An 18,915-nucleotide genomic window follows, 5' to 3' on the forward strand; every position below is an offset into this window, starting at 1 on the left:
GTGTAATTTGAACGTGTTATTGAATAAAATCAATAAATCCGTTTAAGGCTACATAAAGCATATAGCAATTGAAAATGAAGGTGGCACCTAAGGCAAGATTCATCCACAAGCTAATTTTATGTTCTTTCATAACCGTTTCTTTATTTAAAAGAATAAGTAAAAACAATGTGATCAATGGCATTACAAACGGACTCAAAGCTTGCGAGGCTATTAAGATCCATACTGGTTTACCTCCTAGAACAGGAACAATTAGACCGGATAACGCCACTAAAACAACTATAAGTTTATAAAGCGGTTTTTTCATGTCACGCTCTGTATTGGTGTAATCTGCCACCAGCCATGGGAAAAGAAGTAGGTTAGGGAATATGGAAGATAAACCTGCCCCAATAATACCTAGTGTGAACAGGGTTAAGGCAAAATCTCCAGCCCAAGGTCCTAAGGCATGCATCATGTCAGTTGCATCATCTACCGGTGCGCCTTTAAAATATAATGTTCCGGTAGCACTGATCATAATGGCAAGACTTATAAAGAATGTCATGATCATAGATGACATGGCATCTTTATTTTCAGTCTTTAAATCCTTTAAACCCCAATTTTGTTCTTGAACCAAAATACTTCTAGAGGCTAAACATACACCAGCCATTGTGGTGCCTACAATACCGGCAATAACTAATCCGTTATTATCCCCTTTAGGTAACTCCGGAAAAAATTCGGTGATAGAGGTACCTGCTTCATTAACGACCATAAAACTGGTTATAATGAAGGCTAGCGCCATAAAACCGACCATTATACTCATTGCTTTTATAAAATTTTCGTGTTTTCCGGTCCAGAAAAGAGCAATAAGCAATGCAATAAAGAAAATGGATACCATAGGACCGTTAAGGAAAGAGATTTCTGTTTTTACCGAAATCCATTCCATGGTAACTTCTGCTACAACACCCATTACACCTATACATGAAGAAACTATAGAGACGAGTAGGGCAGTAATTATAAATATAGTTAATGGCTTACCAAATGTCTTTTTAAAATTGAACATTAAGGTGTCTCCAGAAACTATGGTCAATTTACTTATGGCTACAAGAAGAAAATATGTAAAAAAGCATGATAGTAATAATGCCCACGATAGGCTAAGGCCATATTTGGCACCGGAAACCACCATAGAGGTTACGCTTCCTGTTCCTACTACATAGCCAATAATAAAAAAAGCTGGACCAAAATTTTTAAGGCTTCGTTTTATCTTTCCTAAAAGGGGTAAATTGTTTGTTGCCATTATCTTTTGGTTCAGCTTTTAAATTGATATTCGTTATCGCTATGAAAACGAATTAAAATGGTACACTACATTCGTAACAATTTTAATATTGATGCCTTTGGCAAGGGTCATAAAAGGGGGTGTAACCAATGCAAAATGTAGCGTTAATTGAAATATGTATCTTAATTATTTTTTGTCACCAAAGTAAGATGGACCCTCACCTGTTAAGAAATCTTCTCTTACAGGGCTGAAAGTATCAATAAGTTCTCCTTCTTCAAGGCAAACTGCGCTATGTAGTAAATTTGGCTCAATATAAACACCGTCTCCCGCTTCTACAATTTGTTTTACACCGTCAATTTCAAATTCGAATTTTCCTGACACACAATAAGTAGCCTGTGTATGAAAATGTTGATGTGGAGCCCCTAGTGCTCCTTTGTCGAATTTAACTCTTACCATCATAATTTGGTTGTCATAGCCTAAGAATTTTCTTGATACTCCGCCACCAAGAACTTCCCATTCCATATCTTTTGCAATGACATATTTTTCACTAAATCTTTTCATAATCTATTTCTGTTATTATTTGTTAAAGTGATAAGAACCTGACCATTCATAATTCTTATCGTTAATTTTTAATTTATGTTCAGCTTCCTTAGAGTTGTTTGTATTGGCTATAATGAATAGGCTTGTTTCGTTATTAACAGCTGTAATCTCAATGGCAGTATATGCTGCGGTATCTACTACAACTTTCAATTCTTTGATGTTACTGTTAGAGTTTATGGCTAATTCCGAAACCGGACTATAACTACCATGAGATTCAATTGTAGAAACAAACAATGTATTGTTGGTGTCTTTTCTACGTAAAATTACACCTGCTTCTCTCCTCAAATTAAATTCTGGATCGTTGGCGCCAATTCTAACCAATTTTAATTCATCATTTGGTAATGTAGCTGATGTCATGGTGTAAAATCTACCATTGTCCAGCCAACTGAACTTTGTGTTTTCGTTATTTGTCATTCCGGTACCTTCTGACCATAAATGTTGGTAGCCGTTACGTTCACCTAAAGGTTCAAGGGTATTGGGGATTTTATAGTCTACATTGGTTTTTACTACTTGTCCCATAAAATAGAATGGAAGGTCATATTGGTTTGTACTGTCCGATGTCACTTTTAGAATATCCAACATAAACGGTTTTTCAAATCCATCTTGTTTAATGATGGCCATGGTCCTTTGCATTTTTGTTCCAGGATAGGCATTTGTTTCTGTAGCACTAACAATTTGAATATTTTCTTGAGAGCTATCAAATAGGTATAAATTTGGGTGATACTTGCTACCTATATCATATTTTCCTTGGTAATGAGACTGTTCATTTTGAACCAGCGTGTTATGCGCAACGGTTTGTTTTGCCCAAGTTTTGTTCTCTTTTAGATAATTTCCACCGCCTTTTTGTTCAATATTTACAAAACGTGCCAATCCGTAATCCTGTAATACTTCATCTCCATTTTCATAATAAGAATATGAGAGTTTATCATAATGACCGTGACTAGATCCTTGAGAAGCATATTTAAAAACAAGCTCTAATCCATCGCTTCTTAGAATTCCCACACCACCTTGTTTGCCTTCTGGTCCATCAGACAGGTTGATGGATTTTTTTTCAAAAGGCTCCGCTTTTCCATTCTTAACACCTAAGGCAACGGCAAGTCCGGTATCATCTAGCAAAACTTTGTTCTGTTTAGCGGCAATACTTAAAAGACCAGGATCTTGATTGCCAAAATAATAAGAAATATCTACGGCTGTAACCAATGCGTTATTATAATAGGACATTCCTTTTTGACCGTCGTTAAGGGGGAAGAAATCACCGTCTGCATCAGATAAATTTAGAAGTGCATCTATAGATTTTAACAGTACGCCGTCTTTGTATTCAAAAATTTTAAGTTCAGGTTTTACGTTATGTAATCCTTCCGCAAAAATTAGAAATGGATACATGGCATAACGTTGATAATATGGACCTTCGTTATAATAGCCATCCGGGGAAAATGGTTCTTCTATGTTTGCTAAAAATCCTGCCTTACCATCCTTATTTAAGAAACCGCCATCATCATCTTTTGCTGTCTTATCTAAACTGACCCCTTTTATGCCATATAAGGCGCGATCAATCAATTCTTTATCGTTCATGACCAAGCCTATCATACCTACGGCGGCATTACCCCACGTGCTGTGGTTGTGTACTCTTTGATAGAATTGCGGACTATCTACGGATATATGGTCGGCAAAAGGTCTAAAAAGATTTTTTTCAAGTTTCTTTCTTTCGGCTTTATCCAAATAATCATAAATGCAATCATATGCCTGACTAACATAGACCAGCCAATTAGAGTCATTTAAACATTGCCAAAATAATTTACCTCTTGCGTACGACCTTGTTTTAGGGTGTAAGGGTAAGGTCTTGTACATTGCTTCATATTGCATAAGCATGTCTTTTACATATTTGGCATACTTTGCATCATCTAAAATTTGATAGAGAACACCTGCTTGCTGCATGACCACCATATTACGTTTATGACGTTCATGTGTATAACCACCAGAATAATCTTGTGGCACCGGAGTGTCAATACCTAGTGCAATCTCTGCATCAACCTCTTGTTTTAACTTTTCTAGCGATGCATCAAAGAGGGGAACATTACCCAGTTCTGCCCGTATATTTTGAACGCCGGCTTTGGTAAGAATCAAGCTGGGGTGCTCTTGGGCCATTGTGCTGAAACAAAGAAAAATGCAGCAAATAATTACTTGTATTGTTGTTATGTTTTTGGTCATTCTTGTTGTTAATTTTTAATAAGACCTAAGTCTTTGCCATCGGTACCTTTACCTTTTAAAGGGGAGTCTGTACTTAATGAATAATTGCTACTTTCTTTAAAATCAGGGGTAAGTTGCCACTGATTTTCTACATGATATTTTTGATCTCCGGTAACGATCAGTTTTTCTGAATTGCTTAAAGCGTTGTTAAGAACTTTTACAATAGGTTCACCAACTACCAAATGCATGTTTATGGCTTTACTGTCCTTAAAAATATTGTTCTTGATATCAATTTCCTGCACGCCGTATAATGAAAGGGTAGCTTCATATTTGTTCTTTTTGCCATAACCTACATGGTCAAAAACGTTGTGTTCTACTTCTAAGAACGGACCAAAAGTACTTTCATCTTTACCGCCTCTGTATAATCGTAATGCAGCGCCCTGTAAATTATTTATAGCGTTATTTTTCATTATAAAATACTCTACATTATATGCGCCAATGTCATCTGTTTCTTTGTCCAATGCGGCAATACTTCCAGAAATATTCTTAAAGCTAGAGTTCTTTATGCTAATGGTATCGGCAAAAGTTCCTTTAGAAACACGTAGTACATCAAACGAGTGGTTGACAACCATATCTTTGAATTCACACTTTTCTATAAACAGTTTGTAATTATCTATCATACTGGTTTTGCTGGTACTTATTACAGCGTTACCTGCGTAATCCGGAGATTTTGTACCGTCAAAAGTGATGTTTTCCAGTGATAGACTACCACCGTTCTGTATTTCAAAAGCCATCATTCTTTCAAAGAGAATAGTTGCTTTTTCACTACCTAGTGTTTTAAAAGTAAGTGGATGGTTAATGTTAACCGCTTTGGTCAGTAAATAAGTACCACCATCTTCCAATACAATAATATCACCAGGTTTTGATGTTTTTACCACCTCGTACAGGGTGTTAATGCCAGCTTCAACATTGATCACGTTGCCAGAGTTTAAGGTCACGTAATTATCAGTTTTAGAATACCAGGTTGTACCTGTATTTTCTTTAGTTGCAATTTTAGGACTGATAGATACTTTCGATTTGATTTTATTAGAAGTAGGAATCAATAATCCGTTCTCGTCTTTTACCAGTTTAATTTTGGCATTTTTAAACCCTTCTTCTATAGTGGTTTCAGAATGTTCACCAAGAATATTATTTTTAAAAGTAATGCCGCTAATATCATCATCAATGGTGAAAACATCTTTTTTGCTTTCATTATAAATGATGTTCTCTGAAAACTCTGATGTCCTTGGAGCCTGACTTCTTTCTTCGTCGCTGCCTGCACCAAAAAGAATATTATCACAATTTACAAATGTGTTGTTGTTTACTTTAGAATCTATAACAGGTACATATCTATTAGGAGGTGAGTTTGGTACACCGTTCATCATAACAAAAGCACCTCTAAAACGATAGCCGGTTAAGCCAATATGGTAGTTATTTATTACGGTTTGGCTTTCATTGATTACACGAATGCCACCAGTGCTAGGTTTGTTGTTTCCTATGAACACATTGCCATCCACTAAGGTTTCATTACCATGGCGCATAGTCAATGTGCCGGTACATTCAAAGAAAGTATTATACTTGAACGTGTTATTACAAGACTTGTTCGATATAATTTCATGCTCCCCATTAGTTCTGTCAAAATAATTGGATTCAACCAATGTGTTGGATTTTTCCAATGCATGGTGGCTGGTTCCAATTCTTAAGGTCTCGCCTCCGTTATTACCGTACGTAGGGCGTGGTCCAAAATAATTATGGTCAATTTGGTGGTTATTGGCTCTACTATCTTCAGTATCTAAACCAACGATCATGGTAACGCCCAAGTTCTTTTTTCCAGCAATGTGATTGTGGTCAATTCTATTGTTTTTTCCGAAAATGGTGATCCAATAGTCCTGTACTTGACGTTCTGGGTTGTTGTAGTTATCGATTACACATTCGGTTAACCGGCAATTATTTGCCATTTTTTCCCTACTCTTTCTAAATGAAATTACAGCATTGGTAGGGGTGTGGCCATTTTTAAAAACCAAGCCCTTGACAATTAAATGATCTCCGGCTATTCTAAGGTTAGATTCACCTGATAAAATGACTTTACCCATTTCTTCAACAGTAAGTGTTATGGGGTTTTCTGCCGTGCCGTTCGCTTCAAAAAGTAATTCAGCATCTGTCCATACTCCATTGGCGAGTACAATACTATCACCAGGTTGTACTTGTTTTAGTTTAGCTTCAAACTCTTCTACGGTATGCACAAGGTTAGAGGATGGGCTTGGCGTAAAGGAGAATACCAAACAAAGACATAAAATTGAAAATAATAGATGATGAAGTTTCATAAAGCAAAACTGGTTAACCAAATTGGTTTACCAAAAATAAGGATATTTGTAAGACTAGCAAATATTTAACATATTATAGGTGTTTTTAATTATGTATTGATAAATAATGCCTTGGTCAATTACCAATTTCGTAATATTTAAATTTTGAAATTCGGTCGCTGATTTTCGTGATTTCTCCAATAAAATTTGTTCACTAAATGCCTTATTGTAAATTGGTTGAATAGGGTTATTATAGAGGGCGATGCTATTATAATTCCCAAGTTTCCCCTGGTAGTAGGGTTTTGGTTTCTTCAGGAGATTTTAATTTTGAAACCGTAAAAGAATTTTCATCCGCACTAGTAAAAGTGATTTGATATGTATTTCCAACTTTTTGAATGATAAAATCCGCATTTTTGGAAGTTCTCACGCTCAGTTCTTTGAACAAGATATTATTTGCATTAAAGAAATAAGCCGTGTTTTCTTTGCTGATGATGGTATAGACTGCATTTTGAATTTTGGAAAGAGATGCGTTTATGTTCCATTCGTTCAAATTTAACGTTTCACTAGTCTCATCAATTCTGTTGTCATAGCCTTCGTACGGATATATAAGGGTCAAAAAGCTAAAATTCTTCTTATTCAATTTAGAAACTTGAGACCAATTTTTTCCTCTGCTGCCAGAAGTGATTACGGTATCTGTGGCATATAATTGTAAGATGTCATGTCCGCTAGCGTCAGGTGCGGTAGCCCGTAAAAGATTGGATCCATTTTCATTTGTATAATGTCCTTGCCAAACTTGTTTGTACTCATGTTCTTGATCAGAGGAAAAGTTGTCTTTCACGATCCAAAAATCATTTTTTACAGAGATGACCTGTCTTGAGTAACTAACACCTAGGTTGTCAAAACCATCATGCTTTCCAATGAACAGGTCATAATCTTTGTGCGTGGTCCAATTAATAACGGTTGGCTTTGGCAAATTACCAAATTTGCCAAAGCCACTGCCTCCTTTGTTAGAAGTCCATTGTTTTCCCTGTAGCTCGTTATCTACTAAAGCCACATTCTTAACCATGGAGTTCTTGAATAATTCAAAATCTTTCAGCGAATATCTAACCTGATAATTTGGTAGAATGGCATGACCGTTTGCCATGGCTTGTATGCCTAGCATATCTCCATGTTGGTGGTCTGGTTTGTCCTCGTCTAATCCGGCACTAATCATCATCATTTTATCATTTGCATTCCATCCTTCACGCATAACGTAATAGTGAGTGTCCGTTAGTGCAAGAGATCCATAAGTAGGTTTCTTACGTTCAATATTTTGCAATAAATTCAGCTGATTTTGATTTAAGAACCAATACATTCTATCATCTACATTATCCGAGGCAAAATACCCAAACTCAGGATTTTCAAATAATAAATATCCAAGGGTCATAACCTTTGATATATCATTGGTTTCTGCCCAAGGAATTTCAGTATCATCTTGTAATACAGGTGCACTTTTATCTGGGTAAGCTATTTTTGCCAATGTAGAGAATAAGCCCTCAAGCTTGTTCTTCCAAGAAGTATCAATAGTTATGTTGTTGATCTTAGCTAATTGGTATACGTAATAATAATTATTGATGTCGCTCATATGGTAATGAACAGAACGTTCAAATTGAAATCCGTCATCATTGATTTCCTTATCCAAATGCTCACTAAGGCGCTGCATTGCTGTGTTGTACCACAACTCTGTACCTTCAAAATCCCTCAATAAAATAGATAACATTGCCAAAGCCGACATACCTCTTGTTTGATGGTTACCTGGTTGAAACTCTTGGTTTCTTTCGTAAAGGTGTTGCCCGTGTTGTAAAAGGGTAGCTATTGTGGTTAATTGGTCCCTATCTGAATATTCGGCTTCGTTCAAGATTAAATTATGGATCCACAACCAATTCAGTATTCTATATCCGGATCTAAATACCTCATACACTCCGTTACCATCTTCAATTTTTTCATAAGCTCCACTTTCAAGTGCGGTATTTAAGGAGCGCATTTGAGTTTCAAAATATTGAATGTGTTTTGGGTCTCTATCCTCATTAAAATAGGTGAGAATAATATCTGCCATTTTGTGCTGTCTGGCTAAATGGCGTAGCGCGTAAGCATTTACTTTATCTCCGTTTAAATAATTAAAAGGCAAAACCCATTGGGTAGAATCAGCGTATTTTGAGATATGGTCTTGTGCCCTGCTCTTGTGCTCCTCAAAATTATGATACTTCTCTTTGTAAAGGGCTAGTCTATTATCAACAGTGCGGTAATCATAGAAAAAACGTTCTGTAAACTTTCTTCTAAAATAGGCTGCCAATTGTTTTTCCGTAATGTTGTTTTCTTCAGAAAACTCAGCTTTTGTCTCGGGTTTAAGAACAGTGGCAAGTTCATTTACACCTAAAACGCTATCTGAGGAAATATGTTGAGCACATAGCATTGTTGAAAATCCTATAAGGAAAAGGGCTGCCGTATTTTTCATATTTTAATATGTTAATACATTAGTTTTAATGGCAAATTCTCTTGTACCACCAATTCCCCAGAATTTTTAATTTCATTACCAGAAGCATTATTGTTTTTGGCTCCCCAAAGACGTGCAACAAGTTTTACAGGATTATCTATAAACTCATTGTTTTTAAGGTGTACATTGATAATCCCGTAGGTATTCAGTAGTAATCCTTCTTCAGCTTTTGAGCCACAATGCGTAAAAGTGCTATTGGTAATGATTAGATTACCGCCAACGGTAGATTCATCATAGCCACCTCTGTAATAGTCGATTACATTGCTGGTTACACCATCAAATGTGCTGTTGTTAATGGTTATGTTTTCTGCATTGTATTCTCCTTTGTCTTCAGTTTCTTCAGATAGTTCAAGTCCGTTTGTACAGTTTAATACCGATGTAGATTCAAAAGTGATATGTTCTGAGAAGGAGTATTTAAAGGCTTTTAGAACGTAATCAAAGTCAGAAATAATACAGTTTTCAACAGTAAGATTATATAAGCTGGACATGCTTTCTTTTAAACTAGCAAAAGCGTATTGTTCTTTTTGACCATTTAAATGAACATTTCTAAGCATAAGTTCGCCTTTTGGGTGCATTTCAAAAGCAGGAGATTTAGATGCTCCACTATATTGTATGGTGGTCTTTGAGTTGTTTGAAGGACCGGTAATAACTATTTTTTTATTGATTTTTAAGGGGGAATTTATCTCATAACGATCGGCAGATAGTACAATGGTATCCCCACTATTTGCAGAAGACAAAGCGCTTATAAGTGCTGTTGTGTTGGCAGCGGTATGTGTTTTGGTCAAAGAGTTTTTAGCGGTGTCTTTGTTGTACCAATCTGGTCCATATAATGAAATATTCATCATATCACTTTTGTCAGATGGCTTTTCTACAACTGCGCCAACCATGTTGTGATCAGCTCTGGGACTACCAAAAAGATCTGTTTTGATCTGGTCAAATTCAAAGCCGTGGTACAGCTTAAAATCGGGCATTGTTTTTTCGGGCATTAATATATCTCCTTTGGCAACCGTCATAGCAATATCTTCTTGTATGAGTCCGTCTACCGTTTTGAAAATGCCGCCTTGGTTGTTGATCATATTGCTCTTGAACAAAATACCATCTATAGAATCATGGGTGACTATAGGTTGTTTGTCCGGTGTTTCGTTATAGATTAGGTTATTGGCTACTATGGTACGTATAGGGGTTGCCGATCTTATCTCTGATTTAGGTAGTATGTCTTTTTGGTCAACATTGGATCCTACGCCAAATTGCCAAGGAGACACACAGTTTACCCAAGAATTATTAGCGACAACGACATCTGTAACCTGTAAATATCTATTTAATGGAGATTTAGGAATTCCGTTCATAACAGCCAATGGGCTTCTAAACGTTTGTCCGTTCAAGTTATAAAAGTAGTTATTGGTCACCCAATGACCCGTACCTATTAGCCTTACGCCACCAATTTGGTCAGATTTTTCATCACCAATAAAAATATTACCATCTACAATACAGTAGTTACCATGTCTGGTAACCAATGATCCTTCACTTTTATAAAATACATTGTTTCTAAATTCATTGAAATTTGTTTTGCTAGAGATAACCTCTACCTCGCCATTACAATGATCAAAAAAGTTGTTGGCTACCAAGGTATGGCTAGGAGCCATAGATGTAAAACTATTACCTAGTTGAATGGTCTCTGCACTGGGACCACCTTTTGGAGGTCTTGGTCCAAAATAATTGTTGGTAATCTTATGGTAATTTTTGATGCTGTTGTTTCCTGCTAAATCTATTCTAACTGTTGGTCCTCTATTTGATTTTCCTGCAATATAGCAATGGTCAAGCTCATTATGTCTTCCTCTAAAACGAACCCATAAATCCGTCATGTTCCTTTGCGCCTTATTAAAATCGGTTATAGCGCTATTGATTACTTTGCAGTGATTGGCTACTGTATCCTGATCAATACCAAAATCTATAACGGCATCTGTTGGAGAAGCTCCATTAACAAAATGTAAACCATCTACAATAAGATATTCACCACCAATTTTAAGGTCAGATGTTCCTGTGATTTTAACCTCTCCGGGGGTTTCGGCTTTTAAGGTGATAGGGTTCTGTTCGTTGCCGTAGGCCACAAACTTAATGTTTACATTTTTCCAATCACCATTGGTCATAACAATTTCATCACCAGGTTTTGCATTTGCTAATGCCGTATTTAGCTCACTGATATCCTTTACGGTAATATTATTTACGTTGGTCTTTTTACCGCAAGAAATTAGGAGTAAGACGGCAGCTAATAGTGTAAAATACTTTTTCATTATAACGGGGTTAATCTTGTTCTATAAATGTAATGTGACAGGTGTATGTTATTAGTTGTGATTTGACATTAGATTTAATCGTCAAAAAATAGGTCAATTTATCAAAACTGGTTAACCAGTTTGGTTGACCAAAAATACATATATTTGTAAGACCTCCAAATTTTTAACATTAAAACTGGCAGTAAAACAATTTTAAGTAGGTGAAAATGAGAAATGATAATAAATCGATATCAAGAAGAGAATTCGCGAAAAAATCTGCTAGTGCCTTGGCAGGCATACCGTTACTACATATAAATAATTCTTTTTTTCCATCATTAGCTACGAGTGAAGGCGAATTGGAAATCAATCTGTTCTCCAAACATTTACAATTTTTGGATTACAATGAAATGTCTGCACAAGCGGCAGAAATAGGATTTAATGGATTGGATGTAACCGTACGCCCAAAAGGTCATGTATTGCCAGATAATGTTAAAAACGATTTGCCTCGCGTAGTAGAAGCAATGAAGAAGTACGGGTTAAAACCACAAATGATGACCACTAACGTTTGGGATATTTCACAACCAAATGAGTTGAATGTATTACAGACCGCAAGTCAATTAGGTTTTACACATTATCGTACCGGTTGGTTATCTTATCCTGAGGAAAAAACCATAGATGAAAGTATGGAGGAGTTTGCTGATCAAGCGAAGAAGTTGGCAGATGTAAATAAACAATTACGTTTGGTTGGTTGTTATCAAAACCATGCGGGTAATCATGTAGGTGCCCCAATTTGGGATCTGCCACCTATTTTTGCCAAGTCAGATACTAATTTTCTCGGTTGTCAGTATGATATTAGGCATGCCATAGTAGAGGGAGGTAAAAGTTGGGAATTAGATTTAAGGCGTATTCGGCCATTCATAAAATCTTTGGTCATCAAAGATTTTAAGTGGGGTCTAAAAGATGGTGTATGGCAGCCGATCAATACCCCTTTAGGTGAGGGAATGGTAGATTTTGTACATTATTTCTCTATACTAAAAAAGTATAAAATTAAGGTGCCTATGTCATTGCATTTAGAATATGATCTTGGTGGTGCGGAACATGGTGCAACAACCATAAAAATGGATAAAAAAGAAGTATTCGCTAAAATGAAAAAGGATTTAACCTTTATCAAAGAAGCATGGAAAAAGGCGGAATATTAAAATTATTGAAGAAGCAATTATGACCAAAGTATCAACATCTACAAAAAACAAATTAAAAAAAGTAAGTACCGCTACTGTAGCAACATGTCTTTTTAAAAAAGGATTGAAAAATCAATTTATACAGCATGTTAAACCGTTGAAATTAGGAAGGCCTACTATGGTCGGCGAAGCGTATACTCTGCGTTATATACCGGCAAGGGAAGATCTTAATCCAATTTCAGTATTTAGAGACCCAAAGCATTTGCAAAGGGTAGCAGTAGAGCAGTGTCCAGAAGGTGCTGTTTTGGTTATAGATAGCCGCCAGAATGCAAGGGCGGCATCGGCAGGGTCAATATTGGTAACAAGGTTAATGGTTCGTGGGGTATCTGGAATTGTTACCGACGGCGGTTTTAGGGATTCTGCGGAAATTGCGGATCTGGATTTTTCATCCTTCCATAATAGACCATCGGCACCTACAAACCTTACCCTGCACCAGGCAATTGCTATAAATGATCCGATCGGTTGTGGTGATGTTGCGGTATTTCCTGGAGATATTATACTGGGTGATGATGATGGTGTAATGGTTATTCCTGCACATCTTGCAGATGAAGTAGCCAATGAATGTTTAGAAATGACCATGTATGAAGAGTTCGTAATGGAAAGTGTACAGGCAGGTACGCCTATTATCGGGCTTTATCCTATGGTGAGCGATGAAGCAAAAGCCAAGTTTGAAAAGTGGAAAGAGAAGAAAGAATAAACGAAATTAACATAGATTGAAAACAGAAAAAAAGTGATTTGATTCTTAAGAATTCAAATCACTTTTTTTGTTGCGTGCTATTATAACAAAGCGCAAATTTTTATTCTCCACCTCTGGCAGGATAATCATTTTTGGTAACGTAGTCAATTGCGTTTAAAATATCGTCCCAGTTAGGTCTTGCAAATGGCATGGTCTGTATGGCACTTGCATATAAAGTATTATCTGGTCGAATTAAAAACAATCCTGGTTCTGAAAATTCATCTGGCTCTTTGTCAGATGTTTTTTTAGAAACATATAGCCCCCATTCCCTTGCGGTTTCAATAGGTAAATTATAACCAACGGGTAGCTCAGGAATATTCCATTCGTTACCAGCCTTTTTTGCTCTTTCTTCACTATCGCTACTTATGGCGATTAAATGAACACCTCTATCGCTAAAATCCTTTAATTTTTTTGTTAGGGCTTCAAGGTAGTTTTTACAAACGGGGCAATGTAGACCTCTATAGAAAACAAGCATTGTAAATGCTTTACTATCTTGATCATACAAACTCCATTTTGTATCATTGATCAACGGCAATTTTAACTCAGGTACTTCTTGCGTAGGTTTTATCATAGTAATATTATTTTATAATTAGTATTGTATAAAGGTACAAGGGGCTTTGCTCAAAAGTTTGTTGAATAGCTTATAGAATTGATGCAATACATGAATGAAAGCCGTAGCTACTTACTGATTATTAGCTAACCATTCTTCATACTTTGCATATTGGCCACTAGAAAGAATTTCTTCTAATTGTCGGGTACGTTCACTTTCAATACTTCCTAACATTTCGCCACTTGGTGTGTTGGCCTGTTTAGTTTTAAATCTGTTCATGGCAGCGGTAAACGTACTTATTTGTTCGTTGCTCATTTCCAATTTTGTGAACATATCAGCATATTCATCTCTAATGGTAGTTGTGCTACCTTTTGCCATAACGTTGTTCATGGCACCTGTTGAGCCATTAGCTTGTGCGGCCGTGTTTTGCTGATCAATAACCGATGTGTTGGAGGCTTCAGAATTTGTATTCGCAGTTGTTACGTTTTGTTCAGTACTTACCTGCTCGGTAACGGTTTCTGTTTGATTTGTTGAAGTCTGTTTTGTGCTTGAGCATGATGCTAATATCAAGGTCAATGCTGTAGTTATACCTATTGTATTTTTCATAATCTTCATGTTTTAAGAGTGTTACTGAAAATTATGGTATATATGTAAATACTATAGTCGCTATAAAAAATAAAATTGACCCTACAGATTTAATTTAGAAGATTAGGTACTAAATAGTGTTAAGATATTTATTTTTAATATAATTGTAAGAAAAAGATGTCTTTTTGTTCCCTCGCTATGTTAAAGATATTGTTGTAGAATTTAATAATTAGACACCGGTTTTTATGTATAATTTGGTTTATAGATCTATTGCCAAAACACTGAATGCAACCCAAATAAATGAAATACTCAATACCTCAAGAGATTTTAATTTTAAACATGATATTACGGGTTGTTTAATATATCATGATGGAATGTTTATACAGTATTTGGAAGGGGAAGCAGAAGTTGTATTGACATTGTTCGAAAGGATAAAGGTTGATAAACGACATCATGAGGTAAAGCTGCTCTCTGAGGGAAATATCTATTCTAGGGAGTTTGATACTTGGAGTATGGCATTTCTATCGGATGAAATACCTAATGAGGCATTTGAATATATAAAGCTTATGGTGGGTTCTAGTGGTGAAGATGAAGAAATGCACGTGATACCAAACCCCACTACCAAGAAATTTTGGTTGGCGGCAAAGAACTTACTTAACAGCCTAGAGCAGCGAGCCTAGTTAAATGTAGCGGGTGTGCCCCTAAGTCTCTTAAATTGCTCGTAGGCTTTGTCCACTTTATCTTTAGAAGCTTTTTTAAATTCAGTTTCGGTAACCTTGTAATGTGTTTGTACACTATCCAATTTAACGCGCATTCTATGTAAGACCTGGGCATAATCGGTATTCATGATCAAATTCATTTTTTCATTTGGGTCTTTTTCAAGGTCGTATAACTCCCAAGTATCTATATCATCATAAAAATGTATTAGTTTATAACGTTTTGTTCGTATACCGTAATGCTTCTTCACCATGTGAAATGCGGGGTAATCGTAATAATGATAGTAAACCACATCTCTGTAATCGTCTTCGTTAAGTGTCCCGTTCAATAATCCGAAAAAAGATTCTCCTTGCATGTCTTTACTTAAATTGGAAAACCCGGTAAGTTCTAAAAAAGTAGGCGCGAAATCTAGATTTTGCACCATGGCATTGATTTTGGTTCCTGGTCTTATGGTCCCAGGTAGCTGCATTAGTAGTGGTGTTTTAAAAGATTCTTCATACATAAAACGCTTATCGAACCAACCATTTTCACCCATCCAAAAACCTTGATCGGAAGTGTAGACCACTAGCGTGTTTTTGTCAAGACCGCTTTCTTCCAAATAATCAAGAATTTTGCCGACACCCTCATCTACTGCGGCAATAGTTGCCATATAATCTTGAAGGTAACGCTGACCCTTCCAGATGGCCAAATCTTTACCGGTTAAGTTAGCTTTATGAAAATCGTTGTTTTTATCTAAGTAAGCGGCGTTCCAAGCGTCACGCTGTTTTGGGGTCATTCTATCAAAGTCCGTGGTCCATGGATTGTTATGGAGTTGTGTGCTCCCAAAAGATTTGGTCATTTTTAAATCATGGCCTTCGTACATGTCATTATATATGGTCTGTAGTTGCTCTTTAGAAGCCCATTGTTTATTAAAATCAGGAAAATAACTATCGGGTAATGGAAATTGTATAGAATCGTAAAGGTTTGCATGTCTCAGTGCGGGCATCCAATTTCTATGCGGGGCCTTATGCTGTACCATTAAAAAAAATGGAAGAGAATCTGTTCGGTCCTGTTGCAGCCACTGTAAGGCATCATTGGTAATAATATCGGTAGCATAGCCTTCTATACGGGTTGTATCGCCATGTTCAATAAAATCAGGATTATAATAGTTTCCTTGGTCTACAATAATTTTCCAATGATCAAATCCTTCTGGATAACCATGTAGATGCCACTTACCGAATACTGCGGTGTTATAACCAGATTGCTGTAGCATTTTAGGTAATGTGGGCTGACTACCATTAAAGTGATCTCCGTTTTGTCTAAATCCGTTTATATGACTATGTTTTCCGGTGAGGATAACTGCTCTGCTAGGACCACAAATGGAGTTGGTAACAAAACTGTTTTGGAATATGGCTCCATTCTCGGCAATCCTATCAATATTAGGAGTATTTGCCAATTTGCTGATGGGGTGGCCATAAGCACTTATTGCTTGAATGGCGTGATCATCTGCCATGATAAATACGATATTTGGTTTTTGAGCGGTTTTTTTACTCGTATTTATTTTGGTGTTACAAGCAATGGTCAATAAGCCTATAAGCGTTAGGATGCCTAGTCGCATAGTCGAATTCAATTTTATTCTAAATATTGTATCAAAGATTTATTCCAGTTCAAATTCAGTAGACATTTCAGCATTGGAATTTCCACCTACAAAAACAATAAACTTCCCTGGTTCAGCTACAAATTTTAATTCACTGTTATAGAACTTTAAATCATTTGCAGAAAGTGAGATAGTCACTCTTTGGCTTTCCCCTTTTTTTAGGAATATTTTTTTAAAACCCTTAAGCTGTCTTTTTGGAGGTGTTATACTACGGACCTCATCTTTTAAGTAAAGTTGAACTACTTCTTCACCATCATGATCACCAGTGTTTTTTACGGTAAACGAGATATTTACAGCTTCATCTTGTGCTATTTTTTTCTTGTCAACAGCTATTGCACTATATTCAAATGTGGTATAACTCAGCCCATAACCAAAAGGGAAAAGGGGAGATAGTTCACTATCTAGATAATTGGATTTGAACTTTTCAAATGTATGGGTAGGTGCTGGTCTTCCTGTATTTTTCATACTGTGGTATATGGGAATTTGCCCCACGTTTCTAGGCCAACTTGCCGTTAATTTACCTGACGGATTATAATCTCCAAAAAGCACATCTGCTATAGCGTTACCGGCTTCAACACCAGGGTTCCAAACTTGTAGAATATTTACCGGTAGGTTAAATTCTTCTGCGATGGTCAGTGGTCTTCCACTAAAGAGTACCAATACCACAGGTTTGCCAGTCTCTGCCAAGGCATTGATTAATTTTTTTTGACTCTGAGGTATTGATATTTCGGTTCTACTAGCTGCTTCCCCAGCAAACTCTGAAGCTTCCCCGACCACTGCAACGATGACGTCTGCATTTTTAGTGTTTTGCAAAGCTTCTGCAATCATGGCATCTGGCGATCGTTTGTCAATATCTACGCGTAGCCCAAAAACATTGGCACGTGAAGCCAGTTCAGGGTCATTGGTGATATTTGCCCCTTTGGCGTACGTTATCTTAGCTTTTGGAGCTACATTTTTTAAACCTTCTAAAACAGGAATGGATAACTGAGGGTCTCCCGTAGGTGCCCATGTACCCAGCATATTGTTTTTATCATTTGCCAAAGGACCAACCAATGCGATTTTAGCATCTTTTTGTAAAGGAAGTACGTTGTTCTCGTTTTTGAGAAGTACAAAGGATTGTGTGGCAATTTTTCTGGCAGCTGCTCTGTTTTCTGCGGTCAGGATATCCTTTTTAGGTCTTGAAGTGTCCGAGTATTTATAAGGGTCATCAAATAGTCCCAATTGATGCTTTGCGGTTAAAATCCTTCTACAGGCAATGGTAATGGCTTCTTCGGTTACCTTGCCTTCTTGTACAGATTTCTTAAGTGTGGTCAAAAAACCTTCGCCCACCATATCCATATCAAGTCCCGCATTAATTGCTTGGGCAGAAACAGCTTGCAGATCTCCCAATCCATGCGCGGTCATTTCATTTACAGAAGTATAATCAGAAACAACAAAACCTTTAAAGCCCCACTGCTTTCTTAATAAGTCCGTAATCAACCATTTATTCCCAGTAGCAGGTATACCGTCAATATCATTAAAAGATGTCATGGCGCTACCTACGCCGGCATCTACAGCTGCTTGGTACGGTGGTAGATATTGGTTGTACATTTTCACCTTACTCATATCAACCGAATTATAATCACGCCCAGCTTCAACGGCACCGTACAATGCCAAATGCTTAACCGTGGCCATCATGGTAAATTCACTTTTTAAATCTTTACCTTGGTAACCTTTCACCATTGCCTTTGCAATAGCCGATCCTAAGTAGGGGTCTTCGCCAGAACCTTCAGAAATTCTTCCCCATCTGGCATCACGGGATATATCTACCATTGGTGAAAAATTCCAGTTAATACCATCTGCGGTAGCTTCTTTTGCAGCCATTTTTGCGGCACTTTCAATTAGTTCCATATTCCAACTAGAAGCTACGCCCAATGGAATAGGGTAGGTGGTCTTGTAACCATGAATAATATCGGAACCTATTAATAACGGAATTTTTAATCTAGAATTTTTTATGGCTATTTCTTGTGCTTGCCTAACTTTCTCTGGTCCTGATACACCAAATAAACCACCTACTTGACCAGCTTTTATTTTTGCTTCAACATTTTCACTTACAACAGACCCTGTAGCAATACCGCCACCAGGTGTCAATAGATTTAGCTGTCCTATCTTTTCATCTAAAGTCATTTTGCTCAATAAGGCTTCAACTTCAGGTATGGTTTCTTGCGCAGACATTTTAGAAATGGCAAAAGACAATAGGAGTAATGGTAGTAATTTATAGGTATGAGACATA

General features: G+C 36.8%; 13 protein-coding genes. 3 read left to right on the forward strand and 10 right to left on the reverse strand.

Annotated features, from left to right (window positions below):
- Positions 1-16 precede the first annotated feature (16 nt).
- The 6 genes from I600_RS14050 to I600_RS14075 all read right to left on the reverse strand — a co-directional run bounded on the left by I600_RS14050 (position 17) and on the right by I600_RS14075 (position 11,202).
- On the reverse strand, positions 17-1,270 hold the full coding sequence (locus I600_RS14050; protein WP_058105196.1) for an Nramp family divalent metal transporter: 1,254 nt from the start codon (positions 1,268-1,270) through the stop codon (positions 17-19).
- Positions 1,271-1,435: 165 nt separating this feature from the next.
- Positions 1,436-1,810, reverse strand: coding sequence for a cupin domain-containing protein (locus I600_RS14055; protein WP_058105197.1), 375 nt, complete (start codon positions 1,808-1,810; stop codon positions 1,436-1,438).
- Between the two features lie 15 nt (positions 1,811-1,825).
- Positions 1,826-4,057: an alginate lyase family protein gene (locus I600_RS14060; RefSeq protein WP_058105198.1), complete on the reverse strand. Its 2,232-nt coding sequence runs from the start codon at positions 4,055-4,057 to the stop codon at positions 1,826-1,828.
- Positions 4,058-4,065: 8 nt separating this feature from the next.
- Positions 4,066-6,399, reverse strand: coding sequence for a chondroitinase-B domain-containing protein (locus I600_RS14065; RefSeq protein WP_058105199.1), 2,334 nt, complete (start codon positions 6,397-6,399; stop codon positions 4,066-4,068).
- Positions 6,400-6,646: 247 nt separating this feature from the next.
- Complete coding sequence (locus tag I600_RS14070) at positions 6,647-8,872, reverse strand: heparinase II/III family protein (RefSeq protein ID WP_058105200.1); 2,226 nt, start codon at positions 8,870-8,872, stop codon at positions 6,647-6,649.
- Positions 8,873-8,883: 11 nt separating this feature from the next.
- On the reverse strand, positions 8,884-11,202 hold the full coding sequence (locus tag I600_RS14075; protein WP_058105201.1) for a chondroitinase-B domain-containing protein: 2,319 nt from the start codon (positions 11,200-11,202) through the stop codon (positions 8,884-8,886).
- Positions 11,203-11,408: 206 nt separating this feature from the next.
- On the opposite strand from I600_RS14075, the gene I600_RS14080 reads away from it, so the two are divergent.
- Together I600_RS14080 and I600_RS14085 are read left to right on the forward strand one after the other, a co-directional pair.
- Positions 11,409-12,380: a sugar phosphate isomerase/epimerase family protein gene (locus I600_RS14080; RefSeq protein WP_058105202.1), complete on the forward strand. Its 972-nt coding sequence runs from the start codon at positions 11,409-11,411 to the stop codon at positions 12,378-12,380.
- Between the two features lie 19 nt (positions 12,381-12,399).
- Positions 12,400-13,116 (forward strand): ribonuclease activity regulator RraA, encoded by a 717-nt coding sequence (locus I600_RS14085; protein ID WP_058105203.1) that lies wholly within the window; start codon positions 12,400-12,402, stop codon positions 13,114-13,116.
- Between the two features lie 100 nt (positions 13,117-13,216).
- Here I600_RS14085 and I600_RS14090 read toward each other — a convergent pair whose 3' ends face one another.
- Together I600_RS14090 and I600_RS14095 are read right to left on the reverse strand one after the other, a co-directional pair.
- Complete coding sequence (locus tag I600_RS14090; protein WP_058105204.1) at positions 13,217-13,726, reverse strand: peroxiredoxin-like family protein; 510 nt, start codon at positions 13,724-13,726, stop codon at positions 13,217-13,219.
- A gap of 111 nt (positions 13,727-13,837) precedes the next feature.
- On the reverse strand, positions 13,838-14,311 hold the full coding sequence (locus I600_RS14095; RefSeq protein ID WP_058105205.1) for a hypothetical protein: 474 nt from the start codon (positions 14,309-14,311) through the stop codon (positions 13,838-13,840).
- Between the two features lie 224 nt (positions 14,312-14,535).
- Between I600_RS14095 and I600_RS14100 the strand changes: the two genes are divergently transcribed.
- Positions 14,536-14,970 carry a BLUF domain-containing protein gene (locus I600_RS14100; RefSeq protein ID WP_058105206.1) on the forward strand — a complete coding sequence of 145 codons (435 nt, stop codon included), beginning with the start codon at positions 14,536-14,538 and terminating at the stop codon, positions 14,968-14,970.
- On the opposite strand, the gene I600_RS14105 is transcribed toward I600_RS14100, so the two are convergent.
- Positions 14,967-16,604 carry a sulfatase family protein gene (locus I600_RS14105; RefSeq protein ID WP_058105207.1) on the reverse strand — a complete coding sequence of 546 codons (1,638 nt, stop codon included), beginning with the start codon at positions 16,602-16,604 and terminating at the stop codon, positions 14,967-14,969. The genes I600_RS14100 and I600_RS14105 overlap by 4 nt on opposite strands.
- Before the next feature lie 39 nt (positions 16,605-16,643).
- The gene (bglX, locus tag I600_RS14110) at positions 16,644-18,914 is read right to left on the reverse strand and encodes a beta-glucosidase BglX (protein ID WP_058105208.1); all 2,271 of its coding nucleotides are present in this window, start codon (positions 18,912-18,914) and stop codon (positions 16,644-16,646) included.
- Between the last annotated feature and the right edge of the window lies 1 nt (position 18,915).

It is taken from the genome of Maribacter dokdonensis DSW-8 (genome assembly GCF_001447995.1).
GTDB lineage: Bacteria > Bacteroidota > Bacteroidia > Flavobacteriales > Flavobacteriaceae > Maribacter > Maribacter dokdonensis.